Genomic DNA, 21745 nt, shown 5'->3' with positions numbered 1-21745 from the left:
TTTTGCTATCGGTGGCGACATATTGATTTCAGACGTTGCCACACGTTTTCGCCTTCGGTGGCGACATGGTGGCGACACGGTGGCGACAGGACAGGAAACGAATGCCCACAATCAAACTGACGCGCAAGGAAATCGCAAAGCTCGACATGGCGCCGAAAACGGCCATCACCTACTTTGATGACGACGTGAAGGGCCTGGGTCTTAGGATCATGCCAAGCGGCGTGGCGACGTTCATCTTTGAATATCGCCCCGGCGCCGGCGGTCGTGGCGTGAGCAAGAAACGATTGAAGATCGGCCGGCTGGATTCGATGACGCCGGAAGCGGCGCGGGCTGCCGCAAAGTCTTTGCGCGCATCGGTGCATCTGGGCGCCGATCCTGCCGGCGACAAAGCCGAAGTTCGCGCCGCCATGACTTTCGGTGAACTGGCCGATGAATTCCTATCCCGTCACGTCGCCAAGAAGTGCAAGGGCTCCACTGGCGACTATTACCGCTACATCGTCAACACTCACCTTAAACCGGCGCTTGGCAAGTCAACAGCGGCCTTCGTCAAGTTTGCCGAAGTCGCGAAGATGCACGACGACATCGCCATCGGCAAGGCAACTGGTCGTGGTGGCAAGTACGTGGCAAACCGCGCCGTTGCCATTCTGTCTTCTTTGTATAGCTGGGCGGACAAAAACGGCTTGGTGCCGAAGGGCACGAACCCGGCCACGGGCATTGATCTATATAAAGAGCAACAACGCGACCGCTTCTTGACCGGCGACGAATTGGAGCGGCTGGGCAATGCGCTGGCCTTGGCCGAAACTTGCGGCATCCCGTATGAGGTTGACGAAAGCAAGGCAAAGAGCAAACACGCGCGAAAGCCGGAAAACCGGCGAATGAAGTTCCCGCCGCATGTGACCGGCGCAATCCGGCTGCTTCTTCTTACGGGGTGCCGCCTTCGCGAAATTCTGCACCTCGAATGGAAGCACGTCGATCTTGAACGCGGGTTCCTCTTTTTGCCGGATTCAAAGACGGGCCGGAAGGCCGTAATTTTGTCACGGCCCGCCATTGAGGTGATTGAGCAAATCCCACGCCATGGGCGCTATGTCATTGCATCCGATAGCGCCGGAACTCCGGATGAAAAACCGCGCGCCGACCTGAAACGGCCATGGGCGACGATTGCCGGTTACGCTGGCCTTGACGGGGTGCGCATTCACGATTTGCGCCATACGTTCGCCAGCATCGGCGCTGGCTCCGGTCTTGGCTTGCCGGTCATCGGGAACCTGCTGGGCCACTCAAACGCGAAGACCACTCAACGATATAGCCACATCGCAAACGATCCAGCACGACGCGCCGCCGACCTGATAAGCGACCACATCACCACCGCTATGGGGGTGAAAAATGGCGAAAATTGAGTTTTGCGCCATCACGGTTGAACTGAATTCGCGGATCAAGGAAGGCGAATATGAATTCGCCCGACGGGAAATTGTGAAACTGCTTGAGCAAGGCTATTCCAGTCGCCCATTTTTGCGGCTTGTCTCCACGCTCATCATGGACGGCAAAAGCTACGATCAGAAAGGGCGCCCGGCAAAGGTGCCCTTGCGATGGTATGAAATCGGCGAACTGTATGAGGAGATGCACAAACCGGCCGAACGAAATAGCGGGCAGGTAATAGACCAGATTGCGGATAAGTTCGGAATGTCATCGCGGTCGGTGCAGCGTTCGCTCAAATACTTCCAAGAGATGATGGCGGCCGCAGATAGCGCGGAAAGCTAGGGCATTGCCCCTGCCCCACAAAGATTTCGGCCCGCTCAAGTCCTGAGACGAGCGGGCCGCGCGGTTTCGTTAGGCTTGGTGGGCCTCGTTGGTGGTGACTACGCCGCGCTATCCTTAATCAAGCCGGCCGACTTCAAAACTTTGGTCGCCCACGCGACTTCGCTTTCAGTTGGCGCGTCGTATACGCCATTGAATTTACGGAATTCGCGCTCTGCCTTCTCGCCGATTTCGTCAAGAATTCTGTCAATGAACTCTGGATCAAACTCGATTCTTCCTGATGCTGATTTCATGTCGCTCGCTCCTTGTTGTGTGAAAACAAGGTGGCGGAAAACTTAAACCAAGTCAACAAGAAAATCCCCGAAGCTATTGTTTTCTTGACAAATTTGTAGAACTGGTGTTACGCGCACGTAAGATAGGACGCGCCCGAAGGCGCGCCCATGATTGTCAATAAGGTGCGCCGCCGAGATGGCCGTCGACTGCCGTTTTAGCCAGGTAGCCGAGCGCGTCATTGGTTCGGCGCGCCAGGTCCTCCGGACTAATCGCGCCGTTGATAACAAACGACGGACTGTAGTTGATGACCGGCGATGGTGGCGGATTAGTCACCCGAACGTCCTGCGTGCCTTGCGGCGCGAACGCTTGGCGCAAAGTGTCCGTTGTAACACCGCCGCCAAACACGTTGAAGCGATCTTGCTCCGCCCGCATGGCTGCCGCCTCGTTGGCGTACTTGCCGGGGGTGCCGGTGTCGCCCATTAGCTTGAAAAGCTGGTGAAGCGCCTGCGCCGGTGACGGTATGACGTCGCCGGTCGGGTTGATGCTTTTGCCCGTCCTTACTTCGTCGATAAACGCCGACAGGCCGCCCAGGACCGCGCCGCCTAACAGCCACGACATTAACCCGCCGCCGGGCTTTGTAGGTGCCGCTGGTGCGCCCTTCGGGGTCGGTGTGCCCTTCGGCGCCGACACGCCACGCAAGGCGCGTAAGGCGTCGGTTGCGGCCTTTGCTTGCGTTGCAATCAGGATCAGGCCGGCTGCCACGCCGGCCCATTCCATGACGCTTAGCTGCTTCAGGTTCTCCACGAAAGCGCCGATCGAATCCGCGCCTTGAACTGCCGAAACAATAGCCGCGATGCCAGCCGCGATGGCAAAGAGACGGAACCATCGGCTCATGACAAGCCCGCCCAGGACCGCGCCGAGCTCGACTAAAAAGGAACCTATCGGACTATTGCGCACCGCGTCGGCTGCCTTCCTGACGCTTTCACCGAACTGCCGGAACTTGTACGAAATCCGCCCCAATTCTTCGCCAGCCGCCACGCCATCCGGGCCGGCAATGCCAAACAGCATCTCCGACAAAGACTTAAGCCCGCCGTCGCCAAGCCCCAAGCCAGCGAAGAAAGACTTGATTGCCGTTCCCATCCGGTCAAAAACCGTCACGCGTTGGTCCGCGGTGTCGAAGATGTAGGAAAGATGGTCGGCCAGCCGCCCTATCGGTTCCAATAGGTTCGCGCCGATTGCCGCGCCGGCGTTCTGCATCCGAATGCGGAAAGCCTGGATCTTCTGATTTGCGTCCTGCATCCGGCGATTGAAACTATCGGCGACGGTTCCGTCCGCCCGGTTCGCTTCGTCGCGAATTCGGCGGTACTCGGCAAGGTTTTGCAGAAGCGGCCTTAGTGCGCGCTGCACTTCCGAATCGGCAAACAGATCACCCATTTTCGACAAGTCGCCTTTCAGCGTCTCGTTGGTAATCTCTGCGATGGCCTCGATCGGCGTCATGCCCTTGGCGGTCGCCTGCTCCATGCGCTTGCCAAGATCGACGCCGAACTTCTTGAACGCGGTGCGCGTTTGGGGGGCGTTCAATTTTTGCAGAAGGTTTGCCAAGGCGTTGGCGGCGGTCGCTTCGTCGCCGGTGCCGGTGCGCACGATCTGCAAGGCGCTTGCCAAGTCAGCCACGGCACCGACGCCTTGTTGCCCAAAACTCTGATAAGCTGCACCTAATGCGGGTATATATTGCGCCATTGCACGCAATTCGAAGGCGCCATTGTTCCCAGCCGATGCCATAGCGTCCAAGGCCGCCGTCATCTGATCGGCAGGCACGCGCAAATTTTGCATAACCGAAACGGTGGCCGAAGAAAGGTCGGCAATCGTTGCGCCGGTTGCGGTCGCGGCCTTACCAACGGCGCCGACCGCGCCGACGGCTTCGTCAGCCGAAAGGCCCATGCCGACCATGACATCGACCGCCGCAACAAGGTCGGCGGTCATCTGATTTGTGGGGCCGGAAAGCGCTGTCAGGCGGCGCTGCATTTCGGCGAGGGCGTCATTCGAAAGACCGGCCTTGATGCCGACTTCGGTCAATGCCGCCTGCATGTTGCTGGCCGCCGAAAACGTGCCGGCGAATCCAGCCGTCGCGCCGACATAGCCGGCGCCCAACGCTAAAAGCTGGCTGGTGACGCCTGCCAAGGGGGCACGCAACGCGTTCATGCGCGCGGTTAGTGCGCCCATCGTGGCAGTGATACCGCGTGCCGGTGCCGTGACGCGGTCCAGCAACGTCAAGTGAAGCTGGCTTTTCAAAACAGTCATTGTCGAACCTTAATTGTATGACGCTCAAACAGCTTCCCAAGCGTCGCGACAGCCGCCGCGAAATCGTCGATCGTCAAAAATTGCAGGGCCTCATAGGGCGCGCCGGTGAAGTGTGACACCACGCGCAGCACGCTGCCGGCGTGGGTGGCGTCCATCTCGGCAATCATGTCCAGATCGGCGGCGGTGATCGGCCGGAAGTCCAGGCGGGTGATATGGCGGCCTTGGTGCAAAACGCCGTCTTTGAGCGCGACGCCAATCATAGGCCAGACTCCCGAAGGCAGTCCGCTTCGCCGGCCGAAAGCATCTTCTTTAGCCCGGCGTCGGGCGCGGGTGCGGGTTCGGCGAACTCGCGTGGCGACGCGAATCTCATGTTTTTGCCGGTCCATCCGTTATAGAGCGCAACCGCGTCGCGCCCGATCTCATCCTTCACATTTGGCGAAATCGCAAAGGCTGGCAGGCGTTCGCCCTGCTCGCGAATGGTCGCAAAAGTCAGTTGATCGGGGTATTGTTCAACGCGCCGCAAGGCGCAGCCGCGTAGCAAAATCGCATTAAATTGCACGTCGAACGTCATCACAAAGCCGAACTCTGAACGGGTCTTTCGCGGGTTTTTGATCTCGAATTTCATCTCGGTTTCCTTTTCAGAAAGGGAAACGGCGCCCCGTGAGGAGCGCCGCTAAGCTATTGATTAATAACCTGAATATCAGGCGCCCGGTGACTTCACCCAAGACCTGTGTTCAAGGAACGCGGCCCCAAAGTCCAAACGAACCTTGATCTCCACGCCATCGACATCGAAGCCGCGGCGGGTCTCGAAATACGGCCCCTCGAATCCTTCGAGATACGAATATTCCAGCCCTTCAACCTGCCCAGGTGCGGCGGCCAAATACCATGCGGTGGGATTGGTCAGGCGGGGTTCGACCACCAGTTCCAAGTTGCGCGCCGCTGCCGGCACGTCTTCCGTTTTGGCGGCTGCGATGTCCGCAAGGAGTTGTTCGGCCTCGGTTTCGAGCTCGCTCGGCACGACAAGGAACCGCGGTGCAAGGTCAACCAGATCGCCAGACAAACCGACCTGCTTGCGGAACAAGAGGCGCCCGGCGGCCAGGTTGCCCATCGTCAACGCGCCCGTTCCAAGGTTCTTGTGGTCGGCATGGAAAACGGCCTTACCATCCGCCATAACCGGGTTGCTTTCCAGCAGTGCGGCCAGGGTTTTCGCTTCAAACACGCCGGCTGCGGCGCCCATCTTCGCGGCGGCGCCAGCGAATGCGCCGAGGTCGTCGTTGACCAAAGCCTGGCGGCTGACGCCGAAAATCCGGCCGAAGGTTTCGACGCGATACGATTCCTTGGCTTCAACCATCGTGCCACGTCGGAATTCGCCATGCTCGTTGACCCGCAGAAGGTCGGGCGCCGCCGACAGTTTGACCGTGGTTTTCGCCTTGAAATCGCGGGCGCTCGACTGGCGTGCGGTCCGCTTCAATGCGCTGGGCACCATCGCGAATTCCGCCTGCAATCGCTTGTTGGCCGCGTTCGCCAAGATTTCCGGAAAGTCAGCCGTGGAGTGCAGGCCGCGCGTGACCAGCTGAGCGGCGGACATGCCGCGGGTGTCGGTTCCGGTCATTTCGATGCAGCGGCGGGCCAATTCCGGAACGGACAGGCCGACGAATTCGCGCGAGGCGCTTGCGGGCTTGTGGGCTGGATCGAGTCGGGTCATCAGGGCGTCGGCCATGGCTTCGGCGGCGCCGCGCTGGCGATCGTTGCCCACGTCCAGGCGAACGTTTGAATTGATGGCGGTCGCTTCGTCCTTTTCCGCCAAAGCATCGATCAGCCGTGCACGGAAATCGGCAAGCGTTTCATTGCCTCGAAGGGCCTCTGCGGCCATGGCGGGAAAGCCGGCACGGGTCGCCAGGTCAACAATGGTCGCCTCATCGGCGGCAGAACGGGTGTGTGTGGTGGTGGTCATTTGGTTCTCCAGATTACGTGTAGTTGCAGCCGGGTCCGCCGGCACGCTCACAACGCTAATTTCCATTGGGGTCCAGCGGGTCGCGCGGACAGTGGCAACGGCGCCGTTTCGGGCTTCCGTTTTTTCTTGTGTGTCGATTGAATAACCGACTGACACTGGCAACGTGTGGCCGTCCTCCAAATCGCGAAACAACGCTTCGCCCTTCGGATTCCGGCTGATTTTCGCGGTGACAATCGCGGTCTTGCCTTCGAACCTCAGGCTGCCCGGCACGATCGATCCAAGCCGGGAATCAAGGCCGCTGTAAGCGTCGTGTTGGTCTAGGAACGACATGCCGTCCAAGCGTTCGGCATTGATCGCGGCCTTCGACACGACAAGAATTTCGTCGAAGTCGCCCTGGTAGGAACGCCGGCGAACGGGTGCCTCAGTTGCCAGAACAAGGTCAACCGTTCGTGCTTCCGGGTCGAAACTGGATAGCCGCCCGGCTTCACGTTTAAGAATTTCGGTCATTTCGCGCCCTTTCCCTTTCCGCCCAATATTTTACCGCCGCGAAGGCCAGCCACGCGTCCACGGTGACTTTGGCCCCATCATGGTCGGCGACGGTCCAGTAATCCCCCGGCGCGTCGCTGGCCGCGAAGTCAAAGGCGCTGAAAATCGCAGTTGGCGTTATCGGGAATCCTGTTGCTCCCAGCTTCGCCAGCAGCGCGACTGCGAAAACGTGATAGGCGGAAAGCCACCTAAACCGGCCAGCCATGACGCCGGGCGCGTGACCTTGGGCGCGTGCCGTGGCGAGCCAGCCGTCGACGGTCGTCGCGGGCATGCCCGCGAATTTTGAAATTTGTTGCAGCCTGAAATCATGGTCGTGCCAGTCAGGCGGGGTGCGAATTGTCGTCAATTCGTTCTCCGATACGTCGTTGAATTGTTGCGGGTGAAAAAAAAGCCCGCTCGAAGCGGGCGAATGGGACTGCGCAAGAAAAAGGCCCGACGAACGGGCCTCTCAAATAAATACGGATCGGCGAATGACTTTAGGGACAGTCAGGCCGCGATTTTTTCAAAAGCCGCTATCGCGTCATTGATTGCGGCGATTCCGCGCCGTTCTGCGGTCTTGCCGGTGAAGCCCATAAGTTCGCCGATCTCCCGCGCCGTGGCGTCTGTGATGGCGGCATCAAGGATCCACACCTTCTCGCCAAGCGCCAGGCGGACGGCCTGCCGATGCTGATTGCGCGCCAGCTCTTCCGCTGCGGCGTGGTCGCCGATGTCGGGCTGGGTTCCGGTCCCCTTTTTGCCTTTCTTGCCGCCAAAGAAAAACGCGCCCTTGGCGATCGGCGCCTTCGATGAAAGAAGGAAACGAATGTCGGATTCCAGCCGTGCGGAGCTCGCCGCGCCTTTCGGCATTCGTTGGCGCTCGACGGGCTTCAAGTCTTTGCCCTTCGTCGTCTTCCCCCACGACACTAACTTACCGTTTCTGAAGGTTAGGCTGCCAAGCTCGACGCCGGACGCGGTGCAATGCGGTTTCCAGCTTTTGCGGATGATACTCCAGCCGACTGCATCGACCTGATAGACCACGCGGGCCGGTCTTCCTGCTGCCGCCATCAGCTCCTTTACTGTCGGTCGGACTTCGTGGCGCAACTCGCAATCCAGATCGGCAGCATCTGGGTCGTTGTCGTTATCTGCGGTCGGGAATTTGTGCGGGTCCATCAGTTTGGCGTACCGCCATAAGGCCGCCGCCGCGGAAGGGGAAGGAAGCCGCGCCAAGCGCTCAAGCGTCGGCCAGGCCATGACGGGCGCGGCCTTGTCGGGCAATGTTGCCAGCCACGCGCGGCGATCGGCAAGCGTGGCGAACTCGCCGGCATCGCGCGGCGTGTTATCGTTTGCGGCAACGGGCCGCTTTGTGTTTGTCATCTTGCGTTTGTCCCTGTTTGGGATTGCGTGCCGGTTGGTCGGCTTATTGTTTTGGCTGCGAATCGGACTTTCGCCGATTGTGAAAGTGTAGAACATGAAGATGTTTATTTTATGGCGGTAGTTGACTTTTCTCCTATTATAGTGTAACGGCGCGCGCCCTTTTTTGGGCTGACCGACTTCCCTTTCCCAAACCCGAAATTTCCTTTTGCCCGGCACATTCAATTGCGCGCAATCAATTGCCGCGCAAGGCTTTCCGTAAGTGTTCAATAAAACTGAACGGAAAGAAATGACTTGTTCAATTTTTTGCAGCGACAGGGAAATCGGGCCTGCCTACCCGCTTGGGCTGTAATGCAATCCCAGGTCCCAACTAGGGCGTACCCCTACAACCATTCGCTGCGCCTGACGCGCGGCGGCTTGTTGTCGTTGGCTGCCAGCCGGCGCAATTCGGCGACCAGTTCAGACTTCTCTTCGAAATAGCGGTCTGGATCGCGGTGACAGGGGGCAAGGCGTTCCAAGCGATCCGCGATGTCGGCAAGCGTGGGGGTGGTGGTGGTGGTCATTCTTCGTCTTTCAAATAGGTTGGCATGCCGGGCAGTTCCAACTGCCAACCGGCGTTCCAACCGGGCGGGGGGTATGGGGGGTTGGAAGGAACACCCGGTTGGAAGCGGTTGGAACGCGGTTGGTAGGTCGGTTGGAAGTCAGTTGGAAGTCACAACGACTAGGCGCTGACGCTGCTTGCTGGGCGGCCCTTCCATCTCAACCTTGATCTTACCAACGGCCAGAAGCCGCTTCATGGCTAGTTCAAGATCCTTCTTCTTCACGCCTGATGCGCCGGGCATGTCGGCCATCACTGTCGGCGCATACGTCACCGACTTTGACGCTGACACGCGCTGGCCGCTGGCGTTGATCTGGTCGAGCAATTCGATGAACACATCATCGGCCCGTTTCGCCAGGATCGCGGCTGCTGCGCTGGGCTTGCCATCGTCAAGAACAAATGCGCCGGCTTTCCAACGAAGGCGTATCTCGTCGCCTGTTGTGCCGTAGTTCGCCTTCACGGTCTTGAGCAAGCGCCCATCAGGGTCTGCCGCGTCCCCGGTCGGGCGTGTCAAATACAGGCGGCTTCGCACGCTGTTATTCCAAGCTGTTGATCCGGAAGAACCGGATCCGCTTTTCATGCCTTCAACGGAGGGGTGAGCCAGAAGCAAAACAGCGCAATCACCTTCGATCGCCATTTTTCGCAGAAGCGCGATGAAGCCACGGACGTGCGGGCGCTTGATTTCATCACCACCGAAAAGGTCCGCCGCGGTATCGAAGACAACGAACCGTGGTTTAAACTTCTCGACATGGTCCGCAATCTCGCTCCATAGATCGGTCGGGTGCATAGTGCCGTTTTTGTCTGGCGTGGCAAGAATGGCGTCGGAATCGGCCAGTGATAGGACCTGCAGCGAATGAAGCGACGCAAGATCGCGGTCCATTGATGCGGCGATGTCGGCCAATCTGCGGTGAAATTCGTCAGACTCATCTTCGGCGCCGATGTAGATCGCCCGATCCGCCGTAGGTGTTAGCCCCAACGTTTCGCAGCCCATCGCTGCGGCAGCGGCGATCTGCAGTGCCAGGAGCGACTTGCCGACACCGCCGTCACCATTCAGGATCGTAACTGTGCGGTTTGGGATAAGCCCATCAAGGAACCATTCACGCGCCGGTATTGGCTTGTGGGCGAAGCGCGACGCTGTGATGAAATTGAGCGGATCCCGCGGCTTGGCGGGAAGCTCGATCTTTCGCGCCTGGCGCAACGATTGCGGCCCCCATTCGAAGAAGAAGGCGGCGCCATGTTTGAAGATGTTGCCTCTCACGTGGTCGACGGTCGCGCCATACAATTTGCCCATGGCGATGTGGCCGCCGTAAAGCGCGAGGAAGTCGTAGAGCTCGTCGGGTGTGTTGTCGTTGGCGGGTTCGGGGGCGTCGGTTGGCTCGCGCGAGTCAGGTTTAAGCTGCGGATTGGTCATGCGTGGTCATCTCTCCGGTAACGAACGGCATGGCCGCCTTTATGATTGCTTCCGCCATAGAGGGCGGAAAATTGGCCGTCGGCGTGCCGAAGGCGCTGGGCGAGTACACGCGATAGCCTTTGGGGGTTTTGACTAGTTTCATATGAAAAAGGCGGACACCGCTAGGAAACTCGATATCCAGCCGGGCGATTGCGTTACCCCTGCCAGGTTCGGCGGGGCGATAGTCTAGGATTTTGATTGCCATTGCTGCTCCTTTGGTTCGTTGTTATCATTCGCGGGCCGTAGGTCGGGCCGCATTGCGTAAAATTCGCGCCACGAAAGGCGGCGCCCACGAAGGGGCTTGTCGGGTTCGGGTTTGGTCATTGATCCTCCCATGGTTCAACGGCCCGCCGGCGATGGCCGGCAGGCGGTTTTAGGTGGTGGTGGTGGGGGTGTTGAATGTTATTCAGTAAGCAGGTGCGGCCTGTTGCGCTCTGCCCAGTCCCTTAGAGCTTTTACGGCCAGGAGGTTCTTTTCCCCGTATTCGCGGACAGTTGCGTTTGCCACGATGACAAACTCATCTGCCACTTCATCATTGTGGAACTGAGCTACTGCAAGGGCGACGTCGGCCTCAGTATGGAAAGAGTACTCGTCCATCAGGCTTCGGACGATCGCGCCAAATTCCATCACCTTGTCGCTGGATATGGAAGTCTTCCTAAGAGGCGTGATATTGCAACCGCTCATACCGCCACCTGCCGCGCCACATTGTCGTTGGCCGCCGTCCATACATCGGCCCGCGCCCGTTCGTCACGCCATGCCTTTAGGTCGGCTGGGTCGTATGTGACCGCCTTCCCCAATTTGAAATAGCGTGGCCCGCCGCCATAGCAGCGCAGTCGGTCAAGTGTGGATTTGGAAAGGCCGAGGTATTCGGCGGCTTCGCGTACTCGCATGTTGTTCATATTCACCTCCGTTGGTTGGTTACGTAGGGAATATGCTCATGTTGCCGCTTTCATTCCACGACAACAAATCGGACTTTCTGGCGCAAAGCAAAATCAACGCGGTGGCGACATGGTGGCGACAAAATCTTGTCACTACCGCACCAAAATCCGCTAAGCCGTTGAATTTGTTGGTGCCCCCGGCAGGGTTCGAACCCGCGACCCCCTGATTACAAATCAGGTGCTCTACCAACTGAGCTACAAGGGCAGTGTGGCGCTCATTAAATGCAAATCCCGTCCGGGTAAAGACCCAATTTGGCATTAATCTCATCCGCCAACCGAAGCATGGTCCGAAAAGGTGGAAAGCCTTGTCGTTGCATCGATTTATCATGTACGACTGAGGCCGAAAACAAAGGGGCCCGCATGTCGCAGTCATATCCCTCGCTCGCCTTTATCGCCTCCTCGTCCGAAGAGGCGCAGGCTTCCCGCTCCGAATTGATTCGACTCTATGGCAATGCCAGCCCAAGCGATGCCGATGTAATCGTGGTGCTCGGGGGCGACGGATTCATGCTGCAGACCCTGCATGACACCATGAACAGCGGCCAGCTGATCTACGGTATGAATCGCGGCTCCGTCGGCTTCCTGATGAACGACTATTCGGTGGAACGGTTGCATGAGCGCATCGCTGCCGCCGTTCAGAATGCGCTGCACCCGCTTCAGATGGCGACTGACAATGCGGATGGATCTCGGTCCTATGCGCTTGCCATCAATGAAGTCTCGCTGCTTCGCCAATCCTACCAGGCGGCAAAGCTGAGGGTTCTGGTCGATGGGCATGTGCGGCTCGAGGAACTGATCTGCGACGGCTTGATGGTGGCAACACCCGTCGGCTCGACAGCCTATAATCTTTCGGCCCATGGACCGATCCTGCCGCTGGAGGCGCCTCTCCTGGCGCTCACGCCTGTCAGCGCCTTCAGGCCCCGACGCTGGCGCGGAGCCCTGTTGCCGGATAAAGTGACGGTCGTGATGGAAGTCCTGGAACCTGAGAAGCGCCCGGTGAATGCCGTTGCGGATCATACGGAGGTGAAATCAGTTCTCAGGGTGGAGATTTCACAATCGGAAGACACGACGGCGCGCATTCTCTCCGATCCCGACCGCTCATGGTCCGATCGGATCATCGCCGAACAATTCTCGAATTGAGGTCGAGATGAGCGCATATCTGCGGATAGTCCTTGCCCTTTTCCTTGTTGCGGCACCCAGAGCAAAGGCTGACGACATAGACCGGCTGCCGATTTCGGCAACCTTTGTTGTCAGTGGAGGCTATTGGATCGGGCAATCGACAGAAGGCGATGACGCCACACCCCAGCGCGGCTATTACAAGCTTGTGGCCATCCGGCAGCCGGACCGGACGGCAAGACTTTACCTCCAGATGATTGCCGCCGGTGACGATGGCCTGCGCCTCGTGGAAAGCGCCGAGCTTGAAGAGTTCACCGCCATCAAGCCTTACGTGACCGGCATCCGCCCCGACAGCATGGAAGGCGTTGCCGGCCAACCCGGTTTCTTTGCCACCGTCTATCTGAAGACGGATCCGGCCCAGGCGCGGGTCGAGGAATGGACCGTGCTCATTGATGATCTCGGAGATCTTCGGGTCGAGCGCGCGAGCAATTGAGCAGAGTTTAGCGGAAAAGACAGAAGGCCCGGAGAGATACATCTTCCGGGCCTTCTTCCTCTGAAGCTAAACTGGAAAAAGCATCAATCGATATCGGCAACGTCCGAGGCCTTGCCGCTGATGCGGTGGGCAAGGGCTGCTTCCATGAAGTCATTGAGCTCGCCGTTCAGGACGCTATCCGGATCAGTGCTTTCGACGCCGGTGCGCAGGTCCTTGACCAGCTGGTAGGGCTGCAGGACGTAGGAGCGGATCTGGTGGCCCCAGCCTATATCCGTCTTCGAGGCGGCTTCGGCATTGGCCGCTTCTTCCCGCTTCTTCAGTTCGGCTTCGTAGAGACGAGCACGCAGCATGTCCCAGGCCTTGGCGCGGTTCTTGTGCTGCGAGCGTTCCTGCTGGCAGGCGACCACGATGCCGGTCGGGATATGGGTGATACGCACGGCCGAATCGGTCGTGTTGACGTGCTGGCCGCCAGCGCCCGACGAACGATAGGTATCGATGCGGCAGTCGCTTTCGTTGACCTCGATGTTGATCGAGTCGTCGACGACCGGATAGACCCAGATCGACGAGAAGGACGTGTGGCGACGGGCGTTCGAATCGTAGGGCGAGATGCGCACCAGACGATGCACGCCCGATTCGGTCTTCATCCAGCCATAGGCATTGTGGCCCTTGACCAGGATGGTCGCGGACTTGATGCCGGCTTCTTCGCCGTCGTGCACTTCCAGCACTTCGACCTTGAAGCCGGAGCGCTCTGCCCAGCGGGTATACATGCGCAACAGCATGTTGGCCCAGTCCTGGCTTTCCGTTCCGCCGGCGCCGGAATGGACTTCGACATAGGTGTCGTTGCCATCGGCTTCGCCCGACAGCATGGCCTCGACCTGGCGGCGGGCCGCTTCGGTCTTCAGGGCCTTCAGCTGGTCCTCGGCGTCCTTCACGACACTCTGATCGCCCTCTTCCTCGCCCATCTCGATCAGCTCGATATTGTCATTCATCTGCTGTTCGAGACGCTTCACGCCATTGATGCTGTCATCAAGCTGCTGGCGCTCGCGCATCAGCTTCTGGGCTTCCTGGGCATCGTTCCAGAGGTTCGGGTCCTCTGCCTTGTTGTTCAACCAGTCCAGTCGTCTTATCGCCTGGTCCCAGTCAAAGATGCCTCCTCAGCAGGCTTATGGCCTGCTTGATTTCGTCGACGACATTCTCGATTTCATTGCGCATGCGTTGCGTTCTCAACCTCTGAAACTGGTGAAAATCTGGCCCCTCGCATAGTGGTGCCCGGCCCTTATGTAAAGAGCCGGGTGTCCATGGCGTTGTGGAGTCGCATCAGAAGAGCCCGCCGGAACCGGAGGTAACGGCCTGATTTGCCTGAGGTGAATCCCGCAGGATTTCTTCCGGTGGCGCGTAGCCATCCATGCCTATGATCGAAAGGGTGTCGGCAGGACCGGTGCCCGGCTTGAAGGCTTCAATGATCGTATCGGGTTCGCCTTCGAAGGCGTACATGCCGGTCGTGCGGTTCACCGCGATGAAGTTCATTCCCGCCGGTACGATGAATTTGCCGGCCGGCTTGCCTTCAGTCGCCCGCTTCATGAAGTCACCGAAAATGGGAGCCGCGAGCGATCCACCGGTTGAACCACGACCCATCGGGGCGGGCTGGTCGAACCCGACATAGACACCTGCCACCAGATCAGGGGTATAACCAACGAACCATGCGTCCCGTTCATCATTCGAGGTCCCGGTCTTGCCGGCAACCGGGCGATCCAGCTTGATCTTGCCGGCAGCGGTACCACGGGTGACGACGCCCTCCATCATCGAGGTGATCTGATAGGCAGTCATCGGGTCGAGCACCTGCTCGCGATTGTCGAGAACGGTCGGCTCTTCCTGACCTGTATAGGCGGAAGCGTTGCAGCCCTCGCAGATCCGGTCCTCATGGCGGAAGATGGTCTTGCCGTGGCGGTCCTGGATGCGGTCGATCAACGTCGGCTTCACCTGTTTGCCGCCATTGGCAAAAACGGCATAGGCAGAGACCATGCGCAGGATTGTCGTTTCACCGGAGCCGAGCGACATGGCAAGCACGGGGTTCATCTTGTCATAGACACCGAAACGCTCGGCATACTCCGCGACGAGATTCATGCCCATATCGTTGGCCAGGCGAACCGTCATGAGATTTCGCGACTTCTCAATGCCGAGGCGTAGCGTCTGCGGGCCGGCCGCGCCACCACCGTAGTTCTGAGGACGCCAGACCTGACCGCCCGACACAAATTCGACCGGCGCATCGAGAATAACCGATGCCGGTGTGTAACCGGTGTCGAGCGCTGCCGCGTAGACAAAGGGTTTGAAAGACGAACCGGGCTGCCGCATTGCCTGGGTCGCACGATTGAACTCGGATTGCGCATAGGAGAAACCGCCGACCAGCGCGAGGACACGACCGGTATGCGGGTCCATCGCCACCAGACCGCCCTGCACTCTTGGCGGCTGGCGAAGCGCGTAGCGGTCTTCCTCCCCTTCCAGCTGCTCGACAAAGACAACATCTCCGGCGGACAGAACACCCTGCGGCGAACGGGCTGAATCGCGGTCGGGATCGGCGGACCGGAATGCCCATTCCATATCCTCTGCCGCAATGCGACCCGTCACGCGTTCGGCCACCACCTGGCCACCCGCTTCCTTTTGAGGCTGCAGGCCGATCTCGACGCCTTCGCTTCCCGCATCGAGGACAACCGCGACTTTCCATTCCGGAACATCGGACAATCCACGCACATCTGCCAGCGGGACACCCCAATCACCTTCAATGGAAATCCGGGTAATCGGTTTGCGATAGCCACGACGCTGATCATAGGTCATCAGAGCGGACTGCAAGGCTTCACGTGCTGCAATCTGCATGTCCGGGTCAAGCGAGGTGCGGACGGACAGTCCGCCCTCGTAGAGCGCCTGATCACCGTATTTTTCGATGATCTGACGACGGACTTCTTCCGCGAAGTAATCCGAGGCGAAGAGCGACGAGCCAGAGCGACGCATATTGACGCCCAGCGGCTCATTCTTGGACTCCTCCCCTTCCTCGCGAGTGATAAATCCGTTTTCGATCATACGATCGATAACCCAGTTGCGACGCTCGAGTGCCGCGGCCTCGCGCCGGAACGGATGGTAATTGGCCGGCCCCTTCGGCAAGGCGGCCAGATAGGCTGTTTCGGCAATCGTCAGCTCGGTCACGGCCTTGTCGAAGTAGGTGAGCGCCGCGCCGGCGATGCCATAGGCATTCATGCCGAAGAAGATTTCATTGAGGTAAAGTTCAAGGATCTTGTCCTTGGAATAGGCCTGCTCAATCCGGAAGGACAGAATGGCTTCCTTGACCTTTCGGTCGATCGTCTGGTCCGAACTCAACAGGAAGTTCTTGGCCACCTGCTGGGTGATCGTCGAGGCGCCAACGGGACGCCGACCGGACCCCAGGTTCTGGACATTGGTTACGATTGCGCGGGCAAGGCCGTAGATATCAACGCCCGGGTGGTTGTAGAAATTCTTGTCTTCAGCCGACAGAAATGCGGCCTTCACGCGATCGGGGATGGCCTGAATCGGCAGGAACAGACGACGCTCGCGGGCATATTCGGCCATCAGCGCACCGTTCCCGGCATGCACCCTCGTGGTCACCGGCGGCGAATAGCTCGCAAGCACCTCATAATTCGGCAAATCCCTGGTGACCCCATTCAGATAGATGGCAACCACGGCGGCTACGCACAGCGCCAGAACGGATGCCAATCCGAAGAGATATCCAATCAGTCTGATCATGTTTTCGCTACCGGCTCTTGCTCGACGTTCCGCGCGTCAGGAATATTTCGCACATTCCGTGGCGTTTTGCACGCCAAGCCTGGCTTGGCAAGACATGCACACTTGCTAAAAAAGCGGCGATTCGTCAGAACCGCACCCTACTTACCCCTAAAGGAGTAACGGCTGGATTGTGAGTAAAATAGGGCCGTTAGCCCAATTGCCGACGCCCATCCACAAAACCTCAACCGCCATTGGCCATCAGCGGCGCCTTGTAACGCCTGATAGCGTCTACCAGATGCGTCGCGACTTTTTCGCGCCAAGCAGGATCCAGCAACAGCTTTTCGTCTTCCTTGTTCGACAGGAAGCCGAGTTCGAGCAGGATCGATGGAACGTCATGGGCCTGCAAGACACGGAAGCCGGCATAGCGGTGAGGATTGTTGATCAGGCCTATCTGCCCCTGGAATGAAGCGATAACCGACTGGGCGAGCGAAATAGAGAAGGCCTGGGTTTCCCGGCGCGTCAGGTCGATCAGGATGTCGGTGACTTCGGAGGGTTCCTCGGTCAGAACGACGCCACCGATCACATCCGAAAGGTTTTCCCGCTCGGCCAATTGTGCCGCCATGTTATCGGACGCACGGTCAGAGATCGTGTAAACCGTCGCGCCCCTGATTTCCGGCTGGCGCAAAGTGTCTGCATGCAGTGAAATCAGAAGGTCTGCACCGTTTTGCCGCGCAATGGTGACGCGCTCGGAAAGAGACAGGAAACTGTCGTCCTCCCGGGTCAGCACAGACACAACCCCCGGCTCTGCCATCAGCTTTGCGTGCAGGATCTTCGCAAAAGCCAGCGTTATGTCTTTCTCCGGCGTCCTGGTCGTCGCGCCAGTTGCTCCCGTATCGATCCCACCATGCCCTGCATCCACGGCAATAACGAACTTGTCCGACGCTGTTGCGGGATCGATCGTCGTCGCGGCGACCGTAGCAGCCTGCCCCTCTCCAAGCCAGTTCTGGCCTCTCACGAGGGCATCAAAATCCTGCTGCGACACCATCTCGGCATCGAGCACCAGTCGGTAACCCTTGTCGGCCTCATCCTTGATGACCTTGTTTTCGACGATCCTTGCGGCCCGTGCCGCTGTCAGAACCAGACGCGCAGACTGGCGATCGATGGAGCCGTAGCGAACTTCGCTGAAAAGGCCCACCGGTCCAAAGGTTTCGGGATCGAGGGAGAAAACCGTTGCCGGCAAGTCGACAATAATGCGATCCGGATTGGAGATGTAGCGGATATCGACAGTCGGCTTGCGATCGAAATCTATGACCAAGCGCGTGCGCGCCCTGTCGCCTGCAATGCGACCCGAATAGGCGAGGAGCGGCTCGGCGCTCTCCTCGGTGGTTGCGTCGACCGCACTGGAAGACGACCAGGCTGGTGACATCTGCAGGCCAAGCGCCACAACCAAGAGTGTTACGATTCGCATCATGAAGCGCGACCAGGGGCGGTCGTCACCTGTTCCAGTGGAGATCAAATTCAGTCCTCGCAGGCTGATGCCGCTGTCATGACTTGCATCAAGCATGCGCAACAACGACCATTTTTTAGAATTTCACCGTTCATATCGACCCGCCAATCGAAATTCACCCCGGGAAACAGTCCTATCATCGCGCGAAAGCAGCAGATTCGGCTGGTTAAGTCACTATCGGCCAATCAAGCGTTTTTATGGCACAATTCCGTTGGCACTTGCTATTGTGATGTAGAAAACATACAAGGCACACGAGGGATAAGAGTGCAAACGGGATCGAATCTCCGCCACGGCTGCCAACCTCAGACACTGGATTTGGCGCCTGTACAAGCGGACAAACATCTGCCGTCGCCGCACTTTTTCCTGAAACTTGTTCAACTCGCCGGCAAGCTCGGCAAAAAGTAACGGTGGTCTCCACCAAAAGCTCTTGATGAGCACTCATCGGGCCCGAGGGTCCATATCATTGTCGTTGATGTACGGTTTTTGATGTCGTTGCAGCAGGTTCAAAGAACGAAGTTTGAAGGAAGAGCGGTCCGCTCTCTGGCTCTCGTCCGAACGCTGTCTGGATGCGCCGCCGTGGCACAACTTTCATATCCGGTGCCGGGTCTCTTTGATTTTGCTCGCTTATTCGTTCAGCGCGCGGGCAAACCAGAGACTGACGGCACCGAGGAGCACAGCTTAAATGGCAGACAAAATGCTTATCGACGCGTCTCACGAAGAAGAGACGCGCGTTGTTGTCGTTCGCGGTAATCGCATCGAAGAATTCGATTTCGAATCCCAGCACAAGAAGCAGATCCGCGGCAACATTTATCTGGCAAAGGTGACACGGGTCGAACCGTCCCTCCAGGCAGCCTTTGTGGATTACGGTGGCAACCGTCACGGTTTTCTCGCCTTCGCCGAAATCCACCCTGATTATTACCAGATCCCCCTTGCCGACCGTCAGGCCTTGCTGCGCGCCGAAGCCGAAGAGCACAGCAAGGAAAATGACATGGAGGGCGATGAGCCCGTCATTCAGGATCCGGCCTTGCAGGATCAGCCAATCATCAACGACATGGCTGCCGCCATCCCGGTTTTGGCCGAAAGTGTCGAGGAACTGACGGGCGAGGCTGAGGCGGCCTCCGCAGAAGAAGCATCCGATGCCGTTGCCGAGGCAGCAACCGAAGAACCGGCAGTCGCTGAGGAAAAGAAGACCAAGCCCAAGCGCGCACGCAAGCCTCGGGCGAAGAAAGCGGCAGCGACCGAAGAACCGGCAAGTGAGACACCAGAGGGCAACGACGAGGACGCTTCGGGCGGAACAATTGCTGCCATGGTTGACCTGGATGAAATTTCCGAAGATGCCGGTGGCCGCCGTGGTCGCGATGATGACGACGACGATGACGATGACGACGATCACGTCGAGGAAAAGGAAGAAATCGAATCCGTTGGCGCCGAAGACGCCATGGAAGAGGTTCCCGATCGCGTCGTTCGCAAGCCGCGCAAGCAATATCGCATCCAGGAAGTGATCAAGCGCCGGCAGATCCTGCTGGTACAGGTCGCCAAGGAAGAGCGTGGCAACAAGGGTGCCGCTCTCACAACTTATCTATCGCTTGCAGGTCGTTACTCCGTCCTCATGCCGAACACGGCCCGTGGCGGCGGCATTTCCCGCAAGATCACCAATCCGACAGACCGCAAGCGGTTGAAGGAAATTGCCCGTGGCCTCGAAGTGCCGCAGGGTATGGGCGTCATCCTGCGTACCGCCGGCGCCAACCGCACCAAGGTCGAGATCAAGCGCGACTTCGAATATCTGATGCGCCTGTGGGAAAACGTGCGCACGCTGACGCTCGCCTCGACTGCGCCGTGCCTCGTTTATGAAGAGGGATCGCTGATCAAGCGCTCGATCCGCGACCTCTACAACAAGGACATTTCGGAGATCATCGTTTCTGGCGAGGAAGGCTATCGTGAAGCGAAAGACTTCATGAAGATGCTGATGCCGAGCCATGCCAAGGTGGTTCAGCCCTATCGCGACCTGCATCCGATCTTCTCTCGCTCCGGCATCGAGGCGCAGCTCGACAAGATGCTGCAGCCGCAGGTGACGCTGAAGTCCGGTGGCTACATCATCATCAACCAGACCGAAGCGCTCGTGTCGATCGACGTCAACTCCGGCCGCTCGACCCGCGAGTATTCCATCGAGGACACCGCGCTCCAGACGAACCTGGAAGCGGCAGAAGAAGTGGCGCGACAGCTTCGCCTGCGCGACCTTGCCGGCCTGATCGTCATCGACTTCATCGACATGGAAGAAAAGCGCAATAACCGCGCTGTCGAGAAGAAGCTTAAGGACTGCCTGAAGAACGACCGTGCACGCATCCAGGTCGGTCGCATCTCCCATTTCGGCCTTCTGGAAATGTCGCGTCAGCGCATCCGCGCCTCGGTGCTGGAATCGACCACGCAGGTCTGCCCGCACTGCCAGGGCACGGGCCTGATCCGCTCGCAATCCTCTGTTGCGTTGCACGTCCTGCGCGGCATTGAGGAATTCCTGCTGAAGAGCACGACCCACGACATCATCGTCCACACGACCGCTGAGATTGCGCTGTACCTGCTGAATTACAAGCGCGGCACGATCGTTGACTACGAGGCGCGCTTCGGTGTCTCCATCGTCGTCGAGGCGGATCTGCAGGGGCACACAAATACGCATCTCTTCAGCATCGAACGGGGTGAAGCCGTTGCCGAACCGGTGAAGATCGAGAGCCTGATGCCGCTGATGCCCGAGCCGGAAGAGGATGACTATGTCGTCGAGCTGGAGGACGAGGACGACGAAGACGTCGCTGCAGTCTCCAGCGAAGCAACCGCGCGGCCCCAGCCAGCCAATGGAGACGAGCAAGGCAACCGCAAGCGCAAGCGCCGTCGCCGCCGTCGTGGCAAGAATGGGCAAAACGGCAATGGCCACACGTCATCTGTCGAGAATGGCGATGGTGACACCGACAGCGAAGCAGACGATGAGGATCAGGATGTTTCCGTCGACGAAGCTGATGCCGATGCCGAGGGCGAGGCACGCGACAATGGCGAGACCGGCAATGGCGAAGACAACCAGCGCCGCAAGCGTCGTCGTCGCGGCAAGCGTGGTGGTCGCCGCAACCGCAATGGCGACGAGATCACTGGCGAAAACCAGGGCGAGGCTGGCGACGATGGTGAAGGCGACGCCGAAGACGGTGATACCCTTGCCGAAGTGATCGAAGAAATCGCGGCTGAGAAGTCGGAGCAAGCCCCCAACGCCATGGCAGCCGTTGAAGGTGCCAATGATGCGGTGTCTGCTCCGGCAACCAAGCCGCGCCGGACCCGCCGCGCCAAGGCCGCTGTGGAGACGGTTGAGGAACCGGTTGTGGACACGACCGAGGTGGCAGCCGAAGCTGCGGCTGAAACCGTAACCGAGGCAGACAAAGCATCGGACGAGGCTCAGCCTGAGGCTGAACAGGAAGACGCAAAGCCTGCCCGCGCGAACCGCGAGTCCAACGTGACCTCGTCGGAACCGGTTGTCACGTCCGTGACATCAAATGGCGAAGGCAGCGAAGAGGCTGCCAAGCCGAAAAAGGCCGGCTGGTGGCAGAAGCGCGGCTTCTTCTGAGCTCCTTGGAGCGATAGCAGTCGCTCTACCTTGTGATCAAAAAAACCAACCGCCCGTGACGAACAGATCGCGGGCGGTTTTTTGTATCTCAGCAGATGGTCCAAGGGGTCCAAGGGAGCTTGAAC

At 58.9% G+C, this 21745-nt stretch carries 20 protein-coding genes and 1 tRNA gene; 5 read left to right on the top strand and 16 right to left on the bottom strand.

Annotated features, from left to right (window positions below; all coding sequences use genetic code 11):
• Positions 1-65 precede the first annotated feature (65 nt).
• Positions 66-1394 (top strand): tyrosine-type recombinase/integrase, encoded by a 1329-nt coding sequence (locus FE840_RS11910; protein ID WP_246318762.1) that lies wholly within the window; start codon positions 66-68, stop codon positions 1392-1394.
• The gene (locus tag FE840_RS11905; RefSeq protein WP_138289630.1) at positions 1381-1755 is read left to right on the top strand and encodes a hypothetical protein; all 375 of its coding nucleotides are present in this window, start codon (positions 1381-1383) and stop codon (positions 1753-1755) included. Before FE840_RS11910 ends, FE840_RS11905 begins: the two co-directional genes overlap by 14 nt.
• Positions 1756-1853: 98 nt before the next feature.
• Here the strand turns inward: FE840_RS11905 and FE840_RS11900 are convergent, their stop codons facing one another.
• The 13 genes from FE840_RS11900 to FE840_RS11840 all read right to left on the bottom strand — a co-directional run bounded on the left by FE840_RS11900 (position 1854) and on the right by FE840_RS11840 (position 11367).
• A complete protein-coding gene (locus FE840_RS11900) occupies positions 1854-2045 on the bottom strand; it encodes a hypothetical protein (protein ID WP_138289632.1) in 192 nt (63 codons plus the stop codon).
• A gap of 154 nt (positions 2046-2199) precedes the next feature.
• Positions 2200-4326, bottom strand: coding sequence for a phage tail tape measure protein (locus tag FE840_RS11895; protein ID WP_138289634.1), 2127 nt, complete (start codon positions 4324-4326; stop codon positions 2200-2202).
• Positions 4323-4586, bottom strand: a complete 264-nt coding sequence (locus tag FE840_RS11890) for a phage tail assembly protein (protein WP_171033824.1) — start codon at positions 4584-4586, stop codon at positions 4323-4325. The genes FE840_RS11895 and FE840_RS11890 overlap by 4 nt, the downstream gene beginning before the upstream one ends.
• Entirely contained in the window at positions 4583-4951 is a 369-nt protein-coding gene (locus FE840_RS11885) for a hypothetical protein (protein ID WP_171033825.1), read from the bottom strand. The genes FE840_RS11890 and FE840_RS11885 overlap by 4 nt, the downstream gene beginning before the upstream one ends.
• Positions 4952-5026: 75 nt before the next feature.
• Positions 5027-6787: a prohead protease/major capsid protein fusion protein gene (locus tag FE840_RS11880; RefSeq protein WP_138289637.1), complete on the bottom strand. Its 1761-nt coding sequence runs from the start codon at positions 6785-6787 to the stop codon at positions 5027-5029.
• A complete protein-coding gene (locus FE840_RS11875; protein WP_138289639.1) occupies positions 6771-7172 on the bottom strand; it encodes a hypothetical protein in 402 nt (133 codons plus the stop codon). The genes FE840_RS11880 and FE840_RS11875 overlap by 17 nt, the downstream gene beginning before the upstream one ends.
• A gap of 140 nt (positions 7173-7312) precedes the next feature.
• Positions 7313-8446 carry a hypothetical protein gene (locus FE840_RS11870; protein WP_138289641.1) on the bottom strand — a complete coding sequence of 378 codons (1134 nt, stop codon included), beginning with the start codon at positions 8444-8446 and terminating at the stop codon, positions 7313-7315.
• A 113-nt stretch (positions 8447-8559) separates the two neighbouring features.
• The gene (locus FE840_RS11865; protein WP_138289643.1) at positions 8560-8739 is read right to left on the bottom strand and encodes a hypothetical protein; all 180 of its coding nucleotides are present in this window, start codon (positions 8737-8739) and stop codon (positions 8560-8562) included.
• A gap of 138 nt (positions 8740-8877) precedes the next feature.
• The gene (locus FE840_RS11860; protein ID WP_138289644.1) at positions 8878-10185 is read right to left on the bottom strand and encodes an AAA family ATPase; all 1308 of its coding nucleotides are present in this window, start codon (positions 10183-10185) and stop codon (positions 8878-8880) included.
• Positions 10166-10429 (bottom strand): hypothetical protein, encoded by a 264-nt coding sequence (locus FE840_RS11855; RefSeq protein ID WP_138289646.1) that lies wholly within the window; start codon positions 10427-10429, stop codon positions 10166-10168. Before FE840_RS11855 ends, FE840_RS11860 begins: the two co-directional genes overlap by 20 nt.
• 197 nt (positions 10430-10626) lie before the next feature.
• Positions 10627-10908 carry a hypothetical protein gene (locus FE840_RS11850; RefSeq protein ID WP_138289648.1) on the bottom strand — a complete coding sequence of 94 codons (282 nt, stop codon included), beginning with the start codon at positions 10906-10908 and terminating at the stop codon, positions 10627-10629.
• Positions 10905-11123, bottom strand: a complete 219-nt coding sequence (locus tag FE840_RS11845; protein WP_138289650.1) for a helix-turn-helix transcriptional regulator — start codon at positions 11121-11123, stop codon at positions 10905-10907. Before FE840_RS11845 ends, FE840_RS11850 begins: the two co-directional genes overlap by 4 nt.
• Before the next feature lie 168 nt (positions 11124-11291).
• Positions 11292-11367: transfer RNA gene (locus FE840_RS11840), tRNA-Thr, on the bottom strand.
• Positions 11368-11522: 155 nt separating this feature from the next.
• On the opposite strand from FE840_RS11840, the gene FE840_RS11835 reads away from it, so the two are divergent.
• Positions 11523-12296, top strand: coding sequence for an NAD kinase (locus FE840_RS11835; RefSeq protein WP_138289652.1), 774 nt, complete (start codon positions 11523-11525; stop codon positions 12294-12296).
• A 7-nt stretch (positions 12297-12303) separates the two neighbouring features.
• Complete coding sequence (locus FE840_RS11830; RefSeq protein WP_138289653.1) at positions 12304-12765, top strand: hypothetical protein; 462 nt, start codon at positions 12304-12306, stop codon at positions 12763-12765.
• Between the two features lie 83 nt (positions 12766-12848).
• Here FE840_RS11830 and prfB read toward each other — a convergent pair.
• From prfB to FE840_RS11815, 3 genes are all read right to left on the bottom strand, one after another.
• Positions 12849-13977, bottom strand: a protein-coding gene (gene prfB, locus FE840_RS11825; protein ID WP_171033826.1) for a peptide chain release factor 2 whose coding sequence is annotated in 2 segments (ribosomal slippage) — positions 12849-13907 and positions 13909-13977 — 1128 coding nt in all. Because the reading frame shifts where the segments join, the coding sequence is not laid out codon by codon here.
• A 105-nt stretch (positions 13978-14082) separates the two neighbouring features.
• Positions 14083-16536, bottom strand: a complete 2454-nt coding sequence (locus FE840_RS11820; protein ID WP_138289657.1) for a penicillin-binding protein 1A — start codon at positions 16534-16536, stop codon at positions 14083-14085.
• 220 nt (positions 16537-16756) lie between these two features.
• Positions 16757-17986 carry an N-acetylmuramoyl-L-alanine amidase gene (locus FE840_RS11815; protein ID WP_138289675.1) on the bottom strand — a complete coding sequence of 410 codons (1230 nt, stop codon included), beginning with the start codon at positions 17984-17986 and terminating at the stop codon, positions 16757-16759.
• A 718-nt stretch (positions 17987-18704) separates the two neighbouring features.
• Between FE840_RS11815 and FE840_RS11810 the strand changes: the two genes are divergently transcribed.
• Positions 18705-21620: an Rne/Rng family ribonuclease gene (locus FE840_RS11810; RefSeq protein WP_138289659.1), complete on the top strand. Its 2916-nt coding sequence runs from the start codon at positions 18705-18707 to the stop codon at positions 21618-21620.
• Positions 21621-21745: the final 125 nt, after the last annotated feature.

Origin of the sequence: Peteryoungia desertarenae (genome assembly GCF_005860795.2) — a bacterium.
Classification (GTDB): Bacteria; Pseudomonadota; Alphaproteobacteria; order Rhizobiales; family Rhizobiaceae; genus Allorhizobium; species Allorhizobium desertarenae.
This window is presented reverse-complemented; position numbering and strand designations above follow the sequence as displayed.

Excerpts from the sequence above, each read along its gene's own strand:
- FE840_RS11910 (WP_246318762.1), top strand. The coding sequence starts at position 66 with ATGGTGGCGACACGGTGGCGACAGGACAGGAAACGAATGCCCACAATC.
- FE840_RS11905 (WP_138289630.1), top strand. The coding sequence starts at position 1,381 with ATGGCGAAAATTGAGTTTTGCGCCATCACGGTTGAACTGAATTCGCGG.
- FE840_RS11900 (WP_138289632.1), bottom strand. The coding sequence starts at position 2,045 with ATGAAATCAGCATCAGGAAGAATCGAGTTTGATCCAGAGTTCATTGAC.
- FE840_RS11895 (WP_138289634.1), bottom strand. The coding sequence starts at position 4,326 with ATGACTGTTTTGAAAAGCCAGCTTCACTTGACGTTGCTGGACCGCGTC.
- FE840_RS11890 (WP_171033824.1), bottom strand. The coding sequence starts at position 4,586 with ATGATTGGCGTCGCGCTCAAAGACGGCGTTTTGCACCAAGGCCGCCAT.
- FE840_RS11885 (WP_171033825.1), bottom strand. The coding sequence starts at position 4,951 with ATGAAATTCGAGATCAAAAACCCGCGAAAGACCCGTTCAGAGTTCGGC.
- FE840_RS11880 (WP_138289637.1), bottom strand. The coding sequence starts at position 6,787 with ATGACCGAAATTCTTAAACGTGAAGCCGGGCGGCTATCCAGTTTCGAC.
- FE840_RS11865 (WP_138289643.1), bottom strand. The coding sequence starts at position 8,739 with ATGACCACCACCACCACCCCCACGCTTGCCGACATCGCGGATCGCTTG.
- FE840_RS11860 (WP_138289644.1), bottom strand. The coding sequence starts at position 10,185 with ATGACCAATCCGCAGCTTAAACCTGACTCGCGCGAGCCAACCGACGCC.
- FE840_RS11855 (WP_138289646.1), bottom strand. The coding sequence starts at position 10,429 with ATGGCAATCAAAATCCTAGACTATCGCCCCGCCGAACCTGGCAGGGGT.
- FE840_RS11850 (WP_138289648.1), bottom strand. The coding sequence starts at position 10,908 with ATGAGCGGTTGCAATATCACGCCTCTTAGGAAGACTTCCATATCCAGC.
- FE840_RS11845 (WP_138289650.1), bottom strand. The coding sequence starts at position 11,123 with ATGAACAACATGCGAGTACGCGAAGCCGCCGAATACCTCGGCCTTTCC.
- FE840_RS11835 (WP_138289652.1), top strand. The coding sequence starts at position 11,523 with ATGTCGCAGTCATATCCCTCGCTCGCCTTTATCGCCTCCTCGTCCGAA.
- FE840_RS11830 (WP_138289653.1), top strand. The coding sequence starts at position 12,304 with ATGAGCGCATATCTGCGGATAGTCCTTGCCCTTTTCCTTGTTGCGGCA.
- FE840_RS11820 (WP_138289657.1), bottom strand. The coding sequence starts at position 16,536 with ATGATCAGACTGATTGGATATCTCTTCGGATTGGCATCCGTTCTGGCG.
- FE840_RS11815 (WP_138289675.1), bottom strand. The coding sequence starts at position 17,986 with ATGATGCGAATCGTAACACTCTTGGTTGTGGCGCTTGGCCTGCAGATG.
- FE840_RS11810 (WP_138289659.1), top strand. The coding sequence starts at position 18,705 with ATGGCAGACAAAATGCTTATCGACGCGTCTCACGAAGAAGAGACGCGC.